Origin of the sequence: Amycolatopsis sp. MJM2582 (assembly GCF_000754115.1) — a bacterium.
GTDB lineage: Bacteria > Actinomycetota > Actinomycetes > Mycobacteriales > Pseudonocardiaceae > Amycolatopsis > Amycolatopsis japonica.
Genome location: NZ_JPLW01000002.1, coordinates 1,529,847 through 1,548,747, shown reverse-complemented (window position 1 = coordinate 1,548,747; position 18,901 = coordinate 1,529,847). Strand labels below are relative to the sequence as shown.

Sequence of the window (18,901 nt, the reverse complement as noted above, 5' to 3'; positions counted from 1 at the left end):
TGTGTCGAGATCAGACGGAACCGAGTCCGTCTTCGCCGATCGGGCGCGGTCGCTGTGACCGGCGTTGTGCCTTGGTGATGAGGTCGAGGACCTGGCGATACTGCTCGATGCCGTCGAGTTCGGGCGACGGCGGAGGTTTCGGGGTGCCTGCCGGCGGGTCTTCGTCGACCGAGACGAGCGGTGCGCCCGGCCCGCCGAAGGTGATGGTCCCGGTGCCGTTCTTGTGCTCCTTCACCTGTGGCGGCCCGAGCTCGCCGAGAGAGCGTGAGATGGTCTGCTGCCCGCGGGCCCAGGCGACCACGCGCCTGTCGGTCACCATGTAGGCGCTCGCGCGCATGGCCAGGTAACGGTGCACCCCTTTGACCACGATCATCCCCGCGGTGAGGCCGAAGATGAACCATCCTCCTGGTTTGTCGAAGGTGGGGAAGAGGTAATAGAGCGGCACGATCAGGAACGAGACGACGACGAGATCCTGCTTCCTGGCGATCCGGACGTGTTTCGGCGCGCCTTCCCAGAGCAGGCGTTCGCCGGGAGCGAGGGCGAAGTCGTCGTCGGCAGGCGAGGCGGCCGAACGCGAGTGTTCGTCGCTCGGCGGGACGCGGTCGTAAACGAGAGTGCTCCGTTCTGGAGGCCCGGCAGCGGACATCCGAGCGAGAAACCTGCGAGGAACGGGAAACCCGGCCCTCCTGCACAGACGATATCCGTCACAGGCGTGTGTCGACAGGTGTTTTCGGCTCCGCAGATCCGATCGGCGGTATGGGTGACGATCATTCGTGGATAACGTCGGAGTCGGCGAGAGCTCCGGCCGCAGCGCGCGTGCGGAGCCGATTCGCACACTGGGGAAGCACTGAAACGACTCGGCCGGTTTGCCGCGCCTGGAGGTATCGGAGTGCCCGAAACACTTGCCCGTCTTCCGTTGTCCCAAGACGTCGTATCCGAAAGCAGGTCGCATCGCTGGGCCGTCTGGCGTTCGCCTGCCGATCAGCCGCGCTGGGCCCGGCCGGTATTGCTGTGCATCGCAGCGGTGGCTGCGGTGCTGTACGCGTGGAATCTGCCGACGGTGGACTTCGCGCCGCTGTATTCGGACGCCGTGAAGACCATGTCCGGCAGCTGGAAGGCGTTCCTGTTCGGGGCCGTGGACGAGACGTCCACTTTGGACAAGCTGGCCGGTTCCTTCGTGCCACAGGTGGTCTCTGCGAAGATCTTCGGGTTCCACGCCTGGTCGCTGGCGTTGCCGCAGGTGATCGAGGGCGTGGTCTCGGTACTGGTGATGTACCGGGTGGTGCGGCGCTGGGCCGGTGTGGTGCCCGGTCTGCTGGCGGCCGGGATCTTCGCGCTGACGCCGGTCGCCGCGTCGATGTTCGGGCACAGCATGCAGGACGGCGCGCTCGTGATGTGCCTGGTATTGGCGGTCGACGCCTATCAGCGGGCGGTGCTGGAGGGGCGGTTGCGGTCGCTGGTCTGGGCCGGGGTCTGGGTGGGGCTGGGTTTCCAGGCGAAGATGCTGCAGGCGTGGATGATCTTGCCCGCGTTGGCGATCGGTTACCTGTTGAGTGCGCCGGCCGGGTTGCGTCGCCGGGTGAAGCACGTGGTGGTCGCCGGTGCGGTGACGTTGGCGGTGTCGCTGTCGTGGATCGCGCTGTACACCTTCACCCCGCCCGATGCCCGGCCGTACGTCGACGGCAGCACGAACAACAGCGCCGTCGCCATGGTGTTCGGCTACAACGGCCTCGGGCACCTGGGCATCCAGTTGCCCGGCGCCAGGAAGTTCGACAACGACGGCGGCGAGATCGACCCGCAGCGGTCGTCCGGGCAACGTGACATCCTTCCCGCCATGCGGGGAAATCCCGATGAGGACCCGACGAAGGCGACGAGCAGACCGGTCCAGAAGGGCTGGGCCAAACTGTTCGACGGGCACCTCGCCGTCGCGGTCGGCTGGCTGTATCCGCTCGCGCTGCTGGCCCTGCTGTGCGGATTGTGGTGGCGGCGCGGGGCCGAGCGCATCGATCCGGTGCGCGGCGGGCTGGTGATGTGGGGAGTGTGGCTGCTGACCTTCGGTCTGGTCTTCAGCGTCGCCGATGTCCCGCACACCGCGTACGTGGCCTCGCTCGCGCCGGCGGTCGCAGCGCTCTCCGCCCTGGGCCTCGTCTTGTTCTGGCGGGCGTACCGGAAGGGCGGCAAGCAGTCTTGGCTGTTGCCGATCGCGGTGACGGCCGAAGTGGTTTGGGCCGCGTGGCTGTGGTCGCACTACCCGAATTTCCTGTCGTGGGCGAAATGGGGCGCGCTCGCGCTCGGCGTGACCGCTGTCGTCGCACTTGTCCTGGTGCGCGTGGTCAGGACCACCTCGCCCCGTCTGGTCACCGCCGGGCTCGTCGTCGGGGTCGCGGCCGTGGTGGCCGCGCCCGCCACGTACGCGATCTCCGTGCTGGACCCCGATTACTCCGGCATGTCCTTCGACGCCAACGCCGGCCCGGAGTCGGGCCGGATTCCCGCCGCGCCGCCCGCCCCGGCCAACGGAATAGGTGGGTGAGCCGGGCTCCCAGAACGGGAACTGGGCTTGGGTTCACGCGTGGGCCAGGTCCAGGCGTACCGGAGGATGAGGGCGAGAACGATCAATTCCAGCGCGACGCCGAGACCGTAGAAGTACCTCCAGGACTCGCCCACCGCGTTGAACGCCGCGAAGGGGACCTGTATCGAGGCCACGATGAGGTTCGTGGTGCGGTTCGCCCGGGCGGGCAGGGTCATCGACAGCACGACCATGAGGGTCGGGATCGCCATGAGCGTGAGGAAGACGGTGAACAACGTCTGGCTGATGTCGAACTCGAAGACGACGCCGGCCTCGATGTCTTTGAGGACACCGGGTTTGAAGAAGGCGAGGATGTCCACGTAGGCGTACAGGAGCACGAGGCTCGTCCACGCTGCGGCGAGCTTGGCTCTCACCGGGATCCGCTGCTCGTCCAGTGCGGTCGTGGTGGGTCGACGTGTTCTCATCGTGGTCTCCGTTGTCGTGGTGTGGACCGGTGGGCCAACGATCGCCGAGCCCGGCGGCGGCCACATCGTCGTCGAGGCCGGACCCGTCCCGGCCGTGGGGAGGAGCGGCGTCTCGTTCTTTCGGTCGGTCCCCGACGCCTCGGCGGTCCCTAGGCTGGGCGCGTGACCACCAATGCCCTGCGCTCGCTGTGGGCCGAGCCGCGCGCCACGGACGCTCCCGAACGGGTTTCGCGTGACTGGGTACTGGTCGGGGCGTTGATGGTGACGGCGCTGCTCGAAGGAGTCCTCCGGGACGACGTCGCTTGGCGGCCGTTCGCGACGATCGTGGCGGTCGGACTCGCGCCGATGCTGCTGTGGCGGCGTACCCACCCGTTGGCCTGTGTCGTGGTGGCTTTCGGCACCGCGATGGCATTGGGACTGGCGGGCCTGCTGGGCGGGATCCCGAGCGTGGGCCTCGACACGATGATCTACGTCCTGGTGTTCGTCTACGCGCTGGTCCGCTGGGGCTCGGGGCGCGAGATCGTGATCGGGCTGGCGGTCGTGACGGTCGCGGCGGGAATCGGTATGGTCCCCGACCACGTCGGGCCGACCGAGATCTTCGGCGGGTTCGCCATCCTCGCGGCCGCGGCGGCGGGTGGAGCGGCGTTCCGCTACCGCGCCGACAGCCGGCGCCGGGAGGCGGACCAGATCCGCGGCCAGGAGCGGGTCGGTCTCGCGCGCGAGTTGCACGACATCGTCGCCCACCACGTCTCGGCGATCGCTGTGCAGGCGCAGGCGGGCCGGGCGATGGCCGGGCAGCGACCCGAGGCCGCGCTCGAGGTGCTGGCGGCGATCGAAGGGGAAGCGTCGCGGACGCTCGCGGAGATGCGGGCGATGGTCCGCGTGCTGCGCGACGGAGCGCCGGCGGGGTTCGCGCCCCAGCCCGGCGTTGCCGACCTGGTGTCCCTCGCCAGACGCGCCCCGGCCCCGGTCGTCGACGTGGAGTTGCCGATCGAGCTGGACGAACTTCCGCCCCAGATCGACGCGGCGGTCTACCGGCTGGCGCAGGAGGCGCTGACCAACGCCCTGCGGCACGCCCGCGACGCCTCGCGGGTGGAGATCCGGGTCGTGGACGGCGCGGGAACGCTGCGGCTATGCGTGACCGACGACGGACGGATCGACCCGGCGCGGTCGGTGAACCACGGTTTCGGGCTGCTGGGGATGACCGAGCGTGCGCAACTGCTCGGCGGCACGCTGCGTGCCGGCCCGGCGCCCGAGGGCGGGTGGACGGTCGACGCCGAACTGCCGACTAAAGTACGCCGATGACGGTGCGCGTGCTGGTGGCCGACGACCAAGATCTGGTGCGCACCGGCCTGTCGATGATCCTTGAAGCGCAGCCCGGCATCGAGGTCGTCGGCCAGGCCGCCGACGGCCACGCCGCCGTCGAACTGGCGCATCGGCTCCGCCCCGACGTGTGCCTGGTCGACATCCAGATGCCCGGGCTCGACGGCATCGAGGTGACCAAGCTCCTCGCCGGGCGGGGTGTCCCGGACCCGATCGCGGTGGTCGTGATCACGACGTTCGACCTCGACGAGTACGTCCACGGCGCGCTCCGGGCCGGAGCCCGGGGCTTTCTGCTCAAGGACGCAGGGACGGAGCTGCTCGTCCAGGCCGTCCATGCCGCCGCCGTCGGCGATGCCCTGATCGCGCCGAACATCACCCGGCGGCTGCTGGCCACGCTCGCCGGGAGGGAACCGTCGAGCCGACGGATCCAGCCGATCGAGCCGCTCACCGAACGCGAAGAGGAGGTGCTGACGCTGGTCGCCAGTGGCCGCACGAACGCCGAGATCGCCGCCGAGCTGTTCATCGGCTTGACCACCGCCAAGACCCACGTCGCCAGCCTGCTGACCAAAATCGGCGCCCGGAACAGGGTCGAGATCGCGATGTGGGCCTACGACACCGGCCGGGTGAGGGCCTCGTGAGCACGCCCTGGCAAACCGAAGACCCGAAGTAGCCACCCGGGCGAGAAAACAACGGGACAAAGCTGTGGGCGACACGGGGCTGGTGCTGCGAGCCCACAGCGGAGGGCGATGGCACGATCAGGGGACGCCGCCGGTCCCGCTCACAGGAAGTCACGTCAGTCCGATGAGTCAGCCAGTCGCCGAACCCAGCCCGGTACCGGGCATCATCGCCGCCGAGTTGCAGGTCGCCGCGCGTGGCAGTGCCGGCGGATGGTCGGGACAGATCCGCTCGTGGCCCGGCAAGGTCGTGCCGGGCAACGACCGGCAGATCACCGCGGCGGTCCTGACGCTGATCGGGAACGCTCGCTGGCCCCGGGACCAGGCCCGGGAGCTGACCGCGTTGTTCGCTCCGCTGTATCGGGCGGGCTGGTGCAATGAGGCGATCGTGCGGATGCTGGACACCGACCCGGACGGAACCCGGCGGCCGCCGTGGCTGAGCGATCGCGACACACCGACGATCGGACCACTGAAGAGCTACCTCGCGCGGCGGCTGCATGCCTGGATCCCGGCCGAGCCCGACGAGCAGGACGACACACGCGACATCACCCGCCTACCTTCCGAACTGCCTGATCCGCCCATCGCGGGAACCACCTTCCGATCGTGGGCCGAACGGATGCGTCTCGTCTACGGCGACGCGGAACGCCGCGCCCCGGCCGCGCCCGGGAGTGCCGGGCCGGATCGCCGCGGTGGTCAGGTGACTCCGCTGGAGCGGCGGCGGGAGGCAGTGCGGCGACGGCAGCGCGCGCTCGGTGCGCTGTGGGAGCGTGGCGAACGCGAACGGTATGAGAACGATCCGGCCATCACCGCGGACACCGCGCTCCTGCTCGACCCCGGCGTCTACGACGCGGTGGTGATCGCGGCACGCACCGGCGACCGTGCGCAGATCGCGCGACTTCGCCGTGCGGTCCGGCTCGCCCGTCTCGACGCCGCCGCCCAGCCGGCGCGGGAGGTCGATGCGGGCAGGGCCGCGGAGATCCGGCAGCTGGCCCAGACGATCACCCGGCGCGACGGAAGCGTGATCCCGTTGGGAAGCTTGGCGTTGCTGCTGGCCGACATGGCGTAGCGCCTGGCTGGAACACGAACGCTCTTCACGGTGTTCGACTACCAGGACTTGGCCTATTCCTTCGGTGGCAACGCTCATCGGGCGGCCAACCGGAAACGCATCCGGCAGACGACGGCGTCCGAGTGGCGGCGCAGGGCACGGGCGAGTACGCCGCCGCGCTGGTTCTGCAGGATCCGCTGCCACCAACGCTCCGGTTCGACCTCGGCGATGAGCACGAAGACGTGCCGGTCGGCGACCGTGCGGAGGTGTTCCACCAGCGGTTCGCCGAGACGGCGTCGTTCGTCGTGGAGTAGGACCAGTGCCACTTCGGGGTGCCACTTCTCCCAAGCGGCGACGAAGTTCCGCGCCGATTGTTCGTCTTCGGGGTGGATGACGTGCACGGCCTCGACGTGGTCGCCGAGCGACAATGCGGCGGCGAGCGCGTCACGGGTCAGGCGGGAGACGGTGTGGACGGGGACGACGACGAGTGAGCGGTGTGGTCGCGGGGGAGCGGGGGTCAGGCCGAGTTCGAGCCGCTCGCCGATCCGGCGGTAGCTTCGTTCCACCCATTCCATGGCCGCGACCAGGACCGGTAAGGCGACGACGATCAGCCAGCCGCCCTCGCCGAATTTGGTCGTCGTGACCACGATCGCCGCGGCTGCGGTGAGCAGAGCTCCGAGGCCGTTGAGCGTGGCCTTGCCCCGCCAGCCGGACGGGCGGTTCCGCCGCCAGTGCCGGACCATCCCGATCTGGGAGAGGGTGAACCCGACGAACACCCCGATCGCGAACAGCGGGACCAGGGTGTTCATGTCGCCGTCGGTGATGACTAGCAGCAGAGCCGCGGTGATCGCGAGGAAGCCGACGCCGTAGCGGTACACCTGGCGTTCCGCGCGCAAGGCGAACACGTGCGGCAGTTTGTTGTGCTTGGCGAGCAGCTGGGCCAGCACGGGCAGGCCGCCGAAGGACGTGTTCGCGGCCAGGGCGAGCAGGACCACGGTCGAGAACTGGACCAGGTAGAAACCGAAACCGTCGCCCAGTGCCGCGGTCGTGACCTGCGAGAGCACGGTGACGCCGTCCACCGGATGGATGGCGAATTTCCCGATCAGCACGGCGATCCCGAGGAGCATCACGCCGAGCAGGCCGCCCAGTGCGATCTCCGCGTGCTGCGCGCGCCGTACCCGGGGCTTGCGAAACGACGGTACGGCGTTGGCGATGGCCTCGACTCCGGTCAGTGCCGCGCAGCCGTTCGCGAAAGCCTTGAGCAGCAACAGAATGCCGACCGTCTGCAGGTTCTGCGCGTGTTCCGGTGCGACGACCGCCGCGGCGGGGCCGAACCGGAACAGGCCGGCGACGATGACGGTCAGGATCGCGCCGACGTAGATCACGGTGGGCACGACGAACATCCGGGCGCTCTCGGCGATGCCGCGCAGGTTCACACCGGTGACCAGCGCCAGCACGCCGAGGCACAACCACAGCGTGTACGGCAGGAGCCCGGGGAACGCCGATGTCAGCGCGGCCACCCCGGCGGCCACCGATACCGCGACGTTGAGCACGTAGTCGACGATCAGCGACGCCGCCGCGACCAGTGAGGCCCGGCGCCCGAGGTAGGTCCGGCTGACCCCGTAGGCGCCGCCACCGTCGGGGAACGCGGCGATCACCTGGCGGTAGGACAGCGTCAGCACGCCCAGCAGGACCGCGATCGCGAGCGTGACCGGAACGGTGAAGCCCAGCCCCGCACCACCGGCGACGGCCAGCACGATGACGATGGCCTCGGGTCCGTAGGCGACCGACGCCATCGCGTCCAAGGACAGCGCGGCGAGCCCGCCGACGACGGAAAGGCGGTGGCGTTCGGAGCGGTCGGTCCCGCTCTCGGGGCGGGTGAGTGTCGTGGTCACGCCGTCAGCGTGGGGTTCCGCTGGTCTTCGGTTCGAGGACGTTGACGGGTTCTTGACACCGAATCGGGTGAACCCGATGCCGCGCTGACGCCCCGGGACAGGAACGCGAAACCGGTGGCGCCCAAGGAATTCAGCGCGAACACGAGAGCGGCGTGCCCGGACGGATGCCCCAGTATCAGCCAGGAGTGCAGGAGCCAGCAGATCGTCGCGGTGACGAAAGCGGCCCGTGCGGTGCCGAGCAAGGCGACGGCGTCGATCACCGCGACCATGAGCAACACGGAAACGAGCGGCTGAGGTGAGCCGTCGCCCGCCCCGTGCGAGGAAGACCGCGACGAGAGCACCGGCGAAACCCAGAGGACAGCTGATCAAGGCGGAGACCGGTCTCCGGCACACGGTACGCATCCAGATAGCCGAGCCTGACTTAGGCACCGGCTGAAGAGCCGCTTACGTACTTCGCATGCCGGATGGTCCGATTTTGACGTCGCCAGTTCGGTGCAGGGGAAGAACAGGTGATCGTCGGCGGGGTAAACGCGGAAGGTGACATCGGGTCGGCCGGCGAGACCGGCGCGCCAGCCGGGGTGCAGGCCGCCGGCAGAAACAGCCAGGCATCGCCGGGCCGGGATCATCGCGTCCAGTTTGTCGTCACGGTGCGATTGAGACCGCTCAGCGCTTACCTCGAGTACTGAAAACAATTCCATGGTGGGAGTGTTCCGGTAGCCGTGATCGCTGGTTCCGTCGTTGTATTGTCGGAGGTGTGAAGGGGTTCGTCGACGAGGCACGACGTCGGCAAGTGATCGACGAGTTGCGGCCGCTTCTCCACCAGGTTTCCCTTCCCGCCGCTGATCTGCGGCTGGATGGAGGCCGGCCTGTGTCGGCTGTGGCGTCCTATCTGGCTGGTCATCCTTACCTGCCTGAAGGTGCGCCGTGGCCGCAATACAATGACGTACCGATGTTCTGTGTTGTTCAGGTCAATTTCGCCGATGTCGGCCCGTTGCCTGGCTTCCCGTCGACAGGGTTGTTGCAATGGTTCGTCGGCGCCGACAGCCCGAGTTTCGGTCTCACACACGGGGAGACGAAAGGGACGCAAGGGTTCGAGGTTCGCTGGTATCCAGACACTGCTGCGCGCTCGGTGGCGTCGCCGTCGTCGCCGACACCATGGCACATGGCGAGCCAGGATCCCGGTGTGCACGCCCCCTTCATCCCCGTCGAGGCGCGTGGCGTGAGGTTCACAGTCGGCCGGGCGCTTCCGCAGCTGGCCGAGTTCGACCTTGCCGAGGAAGGGGATCTCGCGCGGCTGGTCCGCGAACTGGCCGTGCTGGGCGGTGAACGCAGTGACCACGCACTGGATCTTTTGCATAACGGATGGAACTTCCATGTCCTCGGCCGTCACGGCTCGTTCGGTGACGACTTCGTCCACGGTAGTTCGCTGGGGGGCAGTGCCGGCTTCACCCAGGAAGACCCACGCGGGCGGCGCGCTTATCCTTCGAGCGGTGAGCCTGCCGGTCAGGTCTTGATCACGATCGACGAGGATGTGTACGACACTGGATGGGGCGACCACGGCATCGCGCATCTGTTCGGCGACCCCGCTGCTCTAGCCCGAGGCGATCTGTCGACGGTGCGCTACTACTGGGACGCCACCTAGCGCACCGACGAGACCACAGCGAACCGCTATCCCAGCCGGGATGAGTCAGCGGATCTTGTCGCCCGGTCGATGGCGCTGAGGGCGAGATCGGCGTGTGTTCGGGCGTCGGCGGACCAGTGGGGGGCGTTCCACCGGTCGGCGATGGTGGCGGCTTGGGTGAAGTGGGCGGCGGCTTCGTCGGCGCGACCGAGGAGGAGGGCGAGTCGGCCGAGGGTGTGGGCGACCGGACGCAGGGCCAGCGACAGGCTCACCGCGCCGGCAGGGGGGCCATCGCGGTGGGGGAGCAGTTCTGCGTAGATCTCCTCGGCAGCGTCATGGTCGTTCAGGGCGACGATCGCCATCGCGCGCAGGCTTGTGAGAAAGCTGAAGAAGAAGTCGGGCCGGATCGGGCTCGGTGACGTGCGAGCCCGGCGTGCCTCGTCGCCGCGGCCGGCGGCGTGGAGGGCGAGCGCGAGCAGGTCGGCGACCATCGGGCCGAGCGCCTCGTGAAGAGTGCGCACGTCGTCCAGGTGGTCGCCGAGCGTGCCGTCGTTCAGCCAGATCGCCGCCTGCACGAGGGGGAGGAAGCCCACGTGTACCGATCCGGCGCGGTCCATGCGTTCGGTGGCCTCGATGTAGAGACGCTCGGCGTCGGCGTACCGGCCCTCGATGAGTACAAGGGTCGCCAGCGCGATCTCGGCGGCGCCGATCGCCTCCGGCATCCGGTAGGCGCGGGCGAGGTCGAGTGCCTCCCCGGTCACGCGGCGCATGGTCGCCGGGTCGTTGGCCGTGGCGGCGTTCACGGCCTGGTTGAGCAGCCCGCTCACGCGGTAGACGGGCAGGTCGTGCTCGACGCCGATCTCCACCAGCTCGCGGGCGTAGTCCTCCCGTCCGGGGTCGCGGGCGAGGACCCAGAGCGCCGCGGCCCGGAGGCGGGGATCGGTGGCGAGGTCGAGTGCTTCCCGCGCCGCCGCCATGACCGTCGGGTCGTCCTCGCCCACCAGCTCGTTGGCGTACGCGGTGAGCAGGCGGGACCGCACGTCGGGGGCGAGGTCGGTCCGCCTGAGCAGGCGGCGGAGGCGGCCGACGATGGGACGGTCGATCGTGCCGTACGTGCGGGCCTGCCAGGAGGTGGGCTCGGTCCAGGCGGTGAACGCGGCGATCATCAGGTCGTCGCGGCCGATCGACTCGGCGTACTCCACGGCCTGCTCGCGCGTGTCCCTGGCCGCGGCGACGGCCCCGGCCCTGATCTGCGCGCGCAGCAGCCTGCCGAGCAGTCCGACACGCTCGTCCGGTTCGCTGGAGTTGGTGACGGCGTCGGTGAGGAGCGTGGCGGCCACGTCGTGGGCGTAGCGCGCCTCAGCGAGCTCGGCGGCCCGTACGCAATAGCCGACTGCCTTCGGTGATCCCGCTCGCGCATAGTGATAGGCGAGCGCCGCGACGTCGCCGGTGCTCTCCAGGGCGGCGGCGATCCGGGCGTGCATCCTGGTGGCCCGCAGCCGGCTGACGTCGGCGACGAGCGTGTCCCTGACCAGGGCGTGAACGAACCGGACGCGCCCGGGCCCCGGCTCGTCGAGCAAGCCGGCGATGATGCCCGCGTCCAGCGCGTCCAGCACGCCGTCCTCGTCGGCGTCGGCGGCCTTCACGAGCACGTCCACCGAGCTTTCCCGGCCGGCCACCGCCGCCAGCCGCAGGACGGACACGCCGCTCTCGGGGAGCCTCGCCAGCCGGCGCCGCAGCACATCCCGTACGCCTTCGGGGACCTCGGACAGCGCGACCAGCGCGCCCTCGCCGCTCAGCAGCCGCGCGCTCTCCCGCACGTAGAACGGGTTGCCGCCGGTCCGTTCGGCGATCCCGGCCACGGTCGCGTCGTCGGCCTCGCACTCGGCGCGGACGAGCTCCGCGACGGCGTCGCCGTTCAGCCCGGGCAGATCCAGCCGGAGGGGCGCGCTGCGGGCGAGTGACCCGAGCGTGTCGGTGAGGTGCTCGCTCTCGTCCGCGCGGTAGGCCGCGACGATCAAGATCGGGGCCTGCGCGCCGACACCGCCGCCGAGCAGTTCCAGCGTGGCGGCGTCCGCCCAGTGGAGGTCGTCGAGGACGACGGCGACCGGCCGGTCGGCGGCGACTGCCGCGAGCCAGTTCCACACGGCCTGCCGCAGCCGGAACCGCCCGGCCGCCGCGTCGCCGTCCACCGGCACGGAGTCGGAGAGCAACGGCGCCAGGTCGTCCGCGAACTCCCCTGGAGGGACGTTCACGGCCACCCTGCGCAGCGCCTCGACCCACGCCCACGCGGGCGGCGCGCTGTCCACCTCGGGACAGCGCCCGGTGGCCACGAGCCACCCGTCCTGTCCGAGTCGCGTGCCGAGGTGCTCCAGCAGCGTCGACTTGCCGAGCCCCGCCTCCCCGGTGACGAGCGCGACGCGCGCTCCCTCGGTGGCGGCCTCCCCAGCGGCCGCCACCAGCGCCGCCAGCTCGCCCTCCCGCCCCACGAACGCCGGCGCGCCGGGCCTGTTGTTCGAACGCGTCGGAGCGGTTGCCCGGAGCGGGTCGGCTGGCGGCGGGGGGACGGCTGCGCGGAGGACGTCCGTGCGCTGGGTGAGGATCGCCTCCTCCAGGGCCACCAGGTTCGGCCCGGGGTCGAGGCCCAGCTCGTCGGCGAAGGTGGCGCGGGCGCGGCGGAGCGCGGCCAGGGCGTCGGCTTGGCGGCCGCTGCTCCACAGTGCGAGGGCGTGCAGGCGCCAGCCCGCCTCGCGCAGGGGATCGTCGCGGGTGAGGCGCTCCGCCTCGGGTACCACCGCCGCGGGGTCGCCGAGCCGCAGCCCTGCCGTGATGTGCAGTTCGCGGGCGATCAGGCGCAGCTCGTTCAGCCGGGCGGTTTCGGCAGTGGCCCACGGCTCGTCGGCGACCTCGGCGAACGCCGGTCCCCGCCACAGCGCCAGCGCCTCGTCCAGCCGGGCGCGGGCGGCACGGGGATCGGTGAGCGTGCGGGCCTCATCGAGCAGCTCCTCGAAGCGCCATGCGTCCACCGCCCCCGGTGGCAGCCGTAGTGCGTAGCCGGGCGCCGCGGTCACCAGCAGGCGGGCCGGGACCCGCGGCGGGCGGCCGGGTTCCAGCAAGCGGCGCAGGTTGGACACGTACGCCTGCAACGACACCAAGGCGCGCGACGGCGGTTCGCCGCGCCACAGGTCCTCGACCATCCGGTCGACCGACACGACCTGCCCACGGGCAGCCACCAGCAGGGCCAGCACGCCACGCTGCCGCGGTCCGCCGAGGGGAACGGACTCGCCGCCGGCCTCGGCCGCGAACGAGCCCAACACCCGGATCAACACCATGACGTGGCACATCGTATGCGCGGCCCGCCTCAGGCGTTCCAAGTCGGCTCCAAATGCCTTCCAAACCCCCGGAAGCAGTCTTGAGCACGTCGAACAGATGAAGGGCAGGAACAGATGACCGTCAACACCCAGGACATGGAGATCGTCCACCGCGCCTTCCGCCGCGAGTCGCGGCTGCTGAAGGAACTCGTCGCGGCGGTCGCCCCGGGCGACACCGCTCGCGCCAAGGTGATCGCCGACCACTTCCGCGACTACCGGCTGGGACTGAAGAACCACCACGAGGGTGAGGACGAGCTGCTGTGGCCGCCGCTGCTCTCCCGGGTCGATCTGGAGGCGGACATCGTCCTGCGCATGGAAGCCCAGCACGAGCGCATCGCGGCCACGCTGACCAGGCTGGACGCCGCGGTCCCGGCGTGGGAGGCCACCGCCGGCGCCGCCGAGCGCGACACCCTCGTGGCGGTCCTCGCCGATCACCAGGCGGTCCTGTTCGAGCACCTCGACGACGAGGAGACCACTCTTCTTCCGCTCGCGGCCAAGCACAGCACCGACGAGGAATGGGCCTCCCTGGGCGATCACATGCTGGCCAACACGCCCAAGCTCACCATGCTCACGCTCTTCGGCCTCGTCCTGGAGGACGCGAACCCGGCCGAGCGCGCCACGCTCCTGGCCGCCCTCCCCGCACCGGTACGCGGCATCTGGCACCTCGTCGGCCGCCCCCGCTACGCCCGCCACATCCGCCGCGTCCGCGCGGCCTGACCCCGCACCTCGCAAGGAGACGACAATGTCGCTGAAGAAGATCAACACCGTCCTGACCGCCGCCTTCGTCCTCTTCATCCTCTGGTTCGGGGCGGAGTTCATCCTGAGCCCGGACACGACGGCGCCGGGCTTCGGCCTGCCGAGCTGGCCGTCCGGCGACGGCGGCGGCTTCCTGATCATCAAGGGAATCCGCGACGTCGTCTTGGCACTGGTCCTCGGCATCCTGCTGGTGACGGGCCACCGCCGGGCGCTGGGCTGGGTGCTGCTGGTGGAGGCCCTCGCCGCGTACGGCGACATGACCACCGTGCTGGCCCACCACGGCTCCGTGGCCACCGCGTTCGGCGTTCACGGCCTGACCGCGACCCTGATGGTGGTCGCCGGCCTGCTGATCCTCCGCGAGACCCGCGAGGTCACCGCCGCCCCGGCGGACCGTCAGGCGCTCAGGGACAAGCCGACGGTGGAAGGCGGCGATTCACGAGGAGAGGGCGTCGCTCACCCGTACGCGCGCGGCGTCGATCATCGCCCGTGAACGCGGGAAGTCGTGCAGTTCGGCGCGCAGGAGGTCCAGCGCGGGCAGCAGGGAACCGGCCGGGACCCGGCGTGCCGACAGGATTTCCGCGGTCCAGGCGAGGAACTCGGTGAACAGTTCTTCGTCACCCACGTAGAGCGAGACCGCCAGGTATTCGACGATGTGAGCGAGGTCTTCCGCGGTGTGCTGCCGCTGGCGGCTCGTGTACTCGCGCATCGCCGGGAGACGGTCTTCGAGGCCGCCCAGAATCGCCTTCACCAGCGCGCTCGAAGTGCTGGAAACGAGGGTGTACTCCTGATCGGCGAGATGCGGCAGGTCGTCGAGCGGCTGATGCCCGGCACGGGGCCGGGGCAGCGGAGAGGCCAGCAGATCGGCCGCCGCCCGCGCTTCCGGCGCCCAGGCGTCCGCTCCGAGCAGGCGCGCGTACCGGCCGTCCGGCCCGAACGCCGCCCCGCCCGCGATGACCGGGGTCGCGGCCGCTCGGCAGGCGGTGATCGTCGCGTGCGCGGCGGGCAGGCGGGTGGCCAGCGAAGCCGACAGTGCCACCGCGTCGGGCCCGGTGCGGTGCAGGTGCGCGACCAGCCGCGGCGCGGGCACCTGGGCGCCGAGATAGTCGACCCGGAAGCCGCGGACCTTCAGCACTTCGGCCAGCAGACGTGCGGGCATGGCGTGCCATTCGCCGTCGACGCACGCCACCGTGATGCGACCCCGGTGCTCCCGCGGCTTGGGGAGCACAGAGCCGAAGCCCGCGAGCACCCGGTCGTTGATCGCGGTCGCGGCGTGTTCCTGCGCCACGGTGAGCCGGTTCGCCGCCCATTCGTGGCCGACCTTGCGCTGGACGGCGCCGACCATGTCCAGCAGCACGGTCTCCGCGTCGAGCCCCGCGCCGAGCGCCTGGACCACGACCTCCCCGGCCGCGTACTCGTCGCCGGTGGTCACCGCCTGCCACAGTCGTTCGAAGTACTGGGCGGTCACGGGGTCGCGGGTCTCGGCGGGAGGCGGCGCGGTGATCACCAGCACCGCCATGTCGTCGTGCGACCGGCGGCCGATCCACTGCGCGGCCAGCATGTGCACCCGTTCGGCGACCGCTTCCGCCGTCAGGCCCGCGCATTCGGCCAAGGCCGCGATCAGCCGGTCCTCGCCGAACATCTCGTCGCCCAGCGGGCCACCCCGGGCCTCCACGATGCCGTCCGTGTAGAGCAGGCAGCTTTCGCCGGGCGCGAGCAGGATCTCCGCGGACCTCGTCCGGATCGAGGGAAGTACGCCGATCAGAGTGCCGCCGGTGTCCACCTCTTCGACGGCACCGTCCGAGCGGACGACCAGCGGCGGCGGGTGTCCCGCGCAGGTGAGACGCACCCACACCCCGTCGCCCTCTCGCCGGGAAGAGGCAAGGGCGAGCGTGGCGAACCGGCTGCCGTCCTGGCTCATCAGGGAGGCGTTCAGCAGGCTCAGCAGCCGATGGTGGTCTTCGGCGATCGGGAGCAACGCGCGCAGGGTCGTCCGGATCTTCCCGGTCAGGACGGCCGCGTCGAGGCCCTTGCCGCAGACATCGCCGAGTACGGCCAGCGACTCGTTGCCGCCGGTGTCGACAGCGGAATGAACGTCGTAGAAGTCGCCGCCGATGCGATCCTCGTCCTGGGCGGGCCGGTAGCGCCCGGCGAATTCCACGCCACCGAGCTGCTCCAGCCGCGGCGGAAGCAGTTCGCGCATGAGCGTTTCGGTCGTCGACGCCTGGTGGGCGAACATCCGGGCCGCCGAGATCGCGGCCCCCGCGCGGGCCGCGAACAGCCGGGCGAAGATCTCTTCCTGCTCGGTGAACGCCGCCTGGTCACCGGTCCGCAGCAGGATCAGGGCCCCGGCGGGCACACCGTGTCCCGGCAAGGGCGTGACGACGATCGACGTGGCCGGGCCGAAGCCGGCAGGCAGCACCCACGACGGCGCGGCGCCGGGGTCGAGCCAGCGCGAAGGCACCGGCGGGAAGCCGCGCAGTGCCTCGTCCAGGCCCGGTAGTTCCGCGGGTTCGATGGTCAGCCTGCACAGCGACACCGCCTCACCGCGGACGCACGCCGCCGCCGGATGAGCACCCTGAACCGGCGGGGCCAGCACCACCGCGGCCCCGGCAAGGTGTTCGGCGGCCAGCCGCGCGGCCACCTCGATGCAGCGTTCGACGTTGAGCGAGCTCAGCAATGCCGCCGAGGCGTCGGTGAGGAAAGCGACGCGCTGCCGTTCCTGTCGCAGCAGGTCACGAGCGGCTTCGGCGTCGGTCTGGTCGGTAAGCCACCAGGTGACGACTCCGTCGTGCGGTACCCGCGACGCCGTCCAGCTACGGCCTCCCGTCTCGCCTCGAACGAGCCCGTCGGCGTCCGAAAGCCAGGACGGCACACCGTGCCGGAAAGGGAGCCCTGGCCTCGCCTCGGGAAACAGTGCGCGGGCGGCGTCGTTGAGGTCCCGGAGATTCCCGTCGTCGTCGACGACCAGGGCGGGGGAAGGAGCGGTGTCCCAGCTCCGCCCGGCGGTGGCGGCGATCACCGGTTCAGTCATCGGCAGGCCCGATGTCCGGTTTCGCCGGACGGGGGTGGGTCCGCGCGACGTCAATCGTCATCGATACTCCTGCTCAGGGGTGCTGCCAAAAGGGCTGGCGCCTCAACCCCTGTCCCGAACCTACCAGTGGTTCAAGGAACGGGCCGATCGGTGGGAATGTGCTGGTGCCGACACCCCACTCGCGAGCGAACCCGGTAGGTCCTGGCGAATGTCCGGGTCCGGACCGTGTCGACGCGGATCCCAAGGCATACCTGTCGTTCTCTTCGCTGTGGTGGGCGACACGCGGCAGCCTCGGTTCATGACGGCCGCCCGCCGAACCGCCAGTCGTGGACCTCGATGTCGGCGTACCGGTTCTGGGTCAGGACGGCGCGTGCCGTGTCCGGGTCCGGCGCCCGGACCAACGCGGCTGTGCCCAACCACCTTGTGTCGTCGTCGGACATCAGCGGCCCATACGCGATCAGCTCGCCCCGATCGGCCGGGATGGCGAGGTCGGCCGCCCGTCCTGTGCCGAGGCCCAGCACCAGGTATCGGTTGCCACCGGTGCGGCCACCGGGGAAATCCCACATGGTGCGCCCCAGCGTGTTGCGCCACCGGCGCAGCAGCACGTCCCGGTAAACGCCGGCCTGGTAGTTGGGCTCGTCGAAGGCGAACGCGCGGGCGGCGCCGGGATCCGGCAGGTCGACGATGTGCACGCTGCCGGTGGCAGCCTCGCCGGCGAGGGTCGGCCCGCGGGCGATCATCTCCGTCGCGTACCGATCCATGTAGGACCAGTGCTCTTCCGACAGCTCTTCGCGCAGCGCCATGGAGCCGGGCCGATCGCGGTGGTAGCAGAAGAACTCCATGCGCACAGTTTCTACCCGCCGGGACCGGTAGTGTGCCGGTACTCGCCGAAGACTCTTGGGGAACAAGATGAGCATGGATGACGCCGCCCGCGTGGCCGCCTCGGTGGACAAGGTCTCGGTGGGGCGGGTGTACGACTATCTGCTCGGCGGCACGCACAACTACGCCGTCGATCAGGCTTTCGCGGAGCAGCAGCTCGCGGTGCTGCCGGAGATCCGGGACTTCGCCCGCGCGAACCGCGCGTTCCTCGGTCGTGCCGTCCGTTACATGGTCGGGCAAGGCATCCGGCAGTTCGTGGACATCGGCTCCGGGTTGCCGACACAGGGCAACGTGCACGAGGTCGCCGACGAGGTGGCGCCGGGTGAATGCCGGGTGGTCTACATCGACAACGAACCGATCGCCCGAGCGCATGCGCAGATCCTGCTCGAGCAGACCGCGGACCCGAACCGGCATGCGGCATTGGACGCCGATTTCTTCGACCGGCGCCTGCTGTGGGACCGCGTGCTCGACACGGGCCTGATCGACCGGACCCAGCCGATCGGGCTGCTGCTGGTCGCGTTGCTGCATTTCATGCCCGACGAACAGAACCCGCACGCCGCGCTCGGTTTCCATCGCACGATGCTGCCACCGGGCAGTTTCCTGGCGGTCTCGCATATTCACGTCGCGCCGGAGGATGTCGAGACGCGGAACGCCGGCGAGAAAGTGGCGCGGGAGTACGGGCGCCGGACCAATCACGCCGCGATCATGCGCTCGCGTGAGCAGATCGCCGAATTCTTCGGAGACCTGGAATTGGACGAGCCCGGTCTGGTGTGGCTGCCGCAATGGCGCCCGGACACCGAGAGCGTGGGCAAGGACGCCGCCCGGTCGCGCGGCCTCGCCGGGGTGGCACGCACCCGCTGACCCCGTTTACCGCCAAGGAGTCACCCGGGCAACCGACGATCGTCGTGTCCACGACAAGGCCGAAACCGTTACAGGCAACCGGGTGAATCTTCGTGTTTCCGGTTTTTCCGGGTGCCGTCGATGATCGAAAACCGCCGTTGTGCGTCCGCTTCGCGAGATTGCACGATACGGTGCACGTGCGCATGGTCGTGCTACTCACATGGTGGGAATCCCATTCTCCAAGATCACCTTCTTGTTTTCGCTGTTGGCGGTGCCGTCGGCGCGGGAGAAATGATCTTCGAGGTCGATTGTCGCATTTCCATGTTTGAACAGATGGCTCATGGGGAACCAGCAGGCGCCGTCTCGGGATTTTCATCTGTGAAAAGGCGGCTGAGCTGGAAAAAGCGACGAGAGGAGGATGCCTGCGATTGTCCCGCCGGGGGCCAAGCTCGGCGGTCGGAACAGTGGAATTCAT

The 18,901-nt window shown here is 70.0% G+C and carries 17 protein-coding genes; 9 read left to right on the top strand and 8 right to left on the bottom strand.

Going from position 1 to position 18,901, the window contains the following annotated elements; translation table 11 throughout:
• Window positions 1–10 precede the first annotated feature (10 nt).
• Window positions 11–646: a hypothetical protein gene (locus ED92_RS17290; protein WP_052120635.1), complete on the bottom strand. Its 636-nt coding sequence runs from the start codon at window positions 644–646 to the stop codon at window positions 11–13.
• Between the two features lie 378 nt (window positions 647–1,024).
• Between ED92_RS17290 and ED92_RS17285 the strand changes: the two genes are divergently transcribed.
• Window positions 1,025–2,530 (top strand): glycosyltransferase family 39 protein, encoded by a 1,506-nt coding sequence (locus ED92_RS17285; protein WP_235213304.1) that lies wholly within the window; start codon window positions 1,025–1,027, stop codon window positions 2,528–2,530.
• On the opposite strand, the gene ED92_RS17280 is transcribed toward ED92_RS17285, so the two are convergent.
• Window positions 2,437–2,991, bottom strand: a complete 555-nt coding sequence (locus ED92_RS17280) for a DUF6326 family protein (RefSeq protein WP_235213303.1) — start codon at window positions 2,989–2,991, stop codon at window positions 2,437–2,439. The two genes, ED92_RS17285 and ED92_RS17280, sit on opposite strands and share 94 nt — an antisense overlap.
• A gap of 162 nt (window positions 2,992–3,153) precedes the next feature.
• On the opposite strand from ED92_RS17280, the gene ED92_RS17270 reads away from it, so the two are divergent.
• From ED92_RS17270 to ED92_RS17260, 3 genes are all read left to right on the top strand, one after another.
• Window positions 3,154–4,296: a sensor histidine kinase gene (locus tag ED92_RS17270; RefSeq protein WP_037339152.1), complete on the top strand. Its 1,143-nt coding sequence runs from the start codon at window positions 3,154–3,156 to the stop codon at window positions 4,294–4,296.
• Window positions 4,293–4,952 (top strand): response regulator transcription factor, encoded by a 660-nt coding sequence (locus ED92_RS17265; RefSeq protein ID WP_037339151.1) that lies wholly within the window; start codon window positions 4,293–4,295, stop codon window positions 4,950–4,952. The genes ED92_RS17270 and ED92_RS17265 overlap by 4 nt, the downstream gene beginning before the upstream one ends.
• Window positions 4,953–5,115: 163 nt before the next feature.
• The gene (locus tag ED92_RS17260) at window positions 5,116–6,054 is read left to right on the top strand and encodes a hypothetical protein (protein WP_037339149.1); all 939 of its coding nucleotides are present in this window, start codon (window positions 5,116–5,118) and stop codon (window positions 6,052–6,054) included.
• A 74-nt stretch (window positions 6,055–6,128) separates the two neighbouring features.
• Here ED92_RS17260 and ED92_RS17255 read toward each other — a convergent pair whose 3' ends face one another.
• Window positions 6,129–7,928, bottom strand: coding sequence for an APC family permease (locus ED92_RS17255; RefSeq protein ID WP_037339147.1), 1,800 nt, complete (start codon window positions 7,926–7,928; stop codon window positions 6,129–6,131).
• Complete coding sequence (locus ED92_RS17250) at window positions 7,925–8,197, bottom strand: hypothetical protein (protein ID WP_037339146.1); 273 nt, start codon at window positions 8,195–8,197, stop codon at window positions 7,925–7,927. The genes ED92_RS17255 and ED92_RS17250 overlap by 4 nt, the downstream gene beginning before the upstream one ends.
• 240 nt (window positions 8,198–8,437) lie before the next feature.
• Here ED92_RS17250 and ED92_RS42790 point away from each other — a divergent pair, with 240 nt between their 5' ends.
• Both ED92_RS42790 and ED92_RS41940 read left to right on the top strand, forming a co-directional pair.
• Window positions 8,438–8,614, top strand: a complete 177-nt coding sequence (locus ED92_RS42790; protein WP_161791114.1) for a hypothetical protein — start codon at window positions 8,438–8,440, stop codon at window positions 8,612–8,614.
• A gap of 68 nt (window positions 8,615–8,682) precedes the next feature.
• On the top strand, window positions 8,683–9,570 hold the full coding sequence (locus tag ED92_RS41940; RefSeq protein ID WP_161791113.1) for a DUF1963 domain-containing protein: 888 nt from the start codon (window positions 8,683–8,685) through the stop codon (window positions 9,568–9,570).
• A 26-nt stretch (window positions 9,571–9,596) separates the two neighbouring features.
• Here ED92_RS41940 and ED92_RS17240 read toward each other — a convergent pair whose 3' ends face one another.
• Window positions 9,597–12,881 carry a BTAD domain-containing putative transcriptional regulator gene (locus ED92_RS17240; RefSeq protein WP_052120631.1) on the bottom strand — a complete coding sequence of 1,095 codons (3,285 nt, stop codon included), beginning with the start codon at window positions 12,879–12,881 and terminating at the stop codon, window positions 9,597–9,599.
• A 114-nt stretch (window positions 12,882–12,995) separates the two neighbouring features.
• On the opposite strand from ED92_RS17240, the gene ED92_RS17235 reads away from it, so the two are divergent.
• Window positions 12,996–13,637, top strand: a complete 642-nt coding sequence (locus ED92_RS17235; protein ID WP_037339138.1) for a hemerythrin domain-containing protein — start codon at window positions 12,996–12,998, stop codon at window positions 13,635–13,637.
• Between the two features lie 25 nt (window positions 13,638–13,662).
• Complete coding sequence (locus tag ED92_RS17230; RefSeq protein ID WP_200882712.1) at window positions 13,663–14,166, top strand: DUF4267 domain-containing protein; 504 nt, start codon at window positions 13,663–13,665, stop codon at window positions 14,164–14,166.
• Here the strand turns inward: ED92_RS17230 and ED92_RS43355 are convergent.
• Together ED92_RS43355 and ED92_RS17215 are read right to left on the bottom strand one after the other, a co-directional pair.
• Window positions 14,110–16,707 (bottom strand): SpoIIE family protein phosphatase, encoded by a 2,598-nt coding sequence (locus tag ED92_RS43355; RefSeq protein WP_235213302.1) that lies wholly within the window; start codon window positions 16,705–16,707, stop codon window positions 14,110–14,112. The genes ED92_RS17230 and ED92_RS43355 overlap by 57 nt on opposite strands.
• A gap of 296 nt (window positions 16,708–17,003) precedes the next feature.
• Window positions 17,004–17,549 (bottom strand): YciI family protein, encoded by a 546-nt coding sequence (locus tag ED92_RS17215; RefSeq protein WP_037339136.1) that lies wholly within the window; start codon window positions 17,547–17,549, stop codon window positions 17,004–17,006.
• Window positions 17,550–17,622: 73 nt separating this feature from the next.
• On the opposite strand from ED92_RS17215, the gene ED92_RS17210 reads away from it, so the two are divergent.
• Complete coding sequence (locus tag ED92_RS17210) at window positions 17,623–18,447, top strand: SAM-dependent methyltransferase (protein WP_037339134.1); 825 nt, start codon at window positions 17,623–17,625, stop codon at window positions 18,445–18,447.
• A 195-nt stretch (window positions 18,448–18,642) separates the two neighbouring features.
• Here ED92_RS17210 and ED92_RS43660 read toward each other — a convergent pair whose 3' ends face one another.
• Window positions 18,643–18,768 (bottom strand): hypothetical protein, encoded by a 126-nt coding sequence (locus ED92_RS43660; protein WP_255355338.1) that lies wholly within the window; start codon window positions 18,766–18,768, stop codon window positions 18,643–18,645.
• Between the last annotated feature and the right edge of the window lie 133 nt (window positions 18,769–18,901).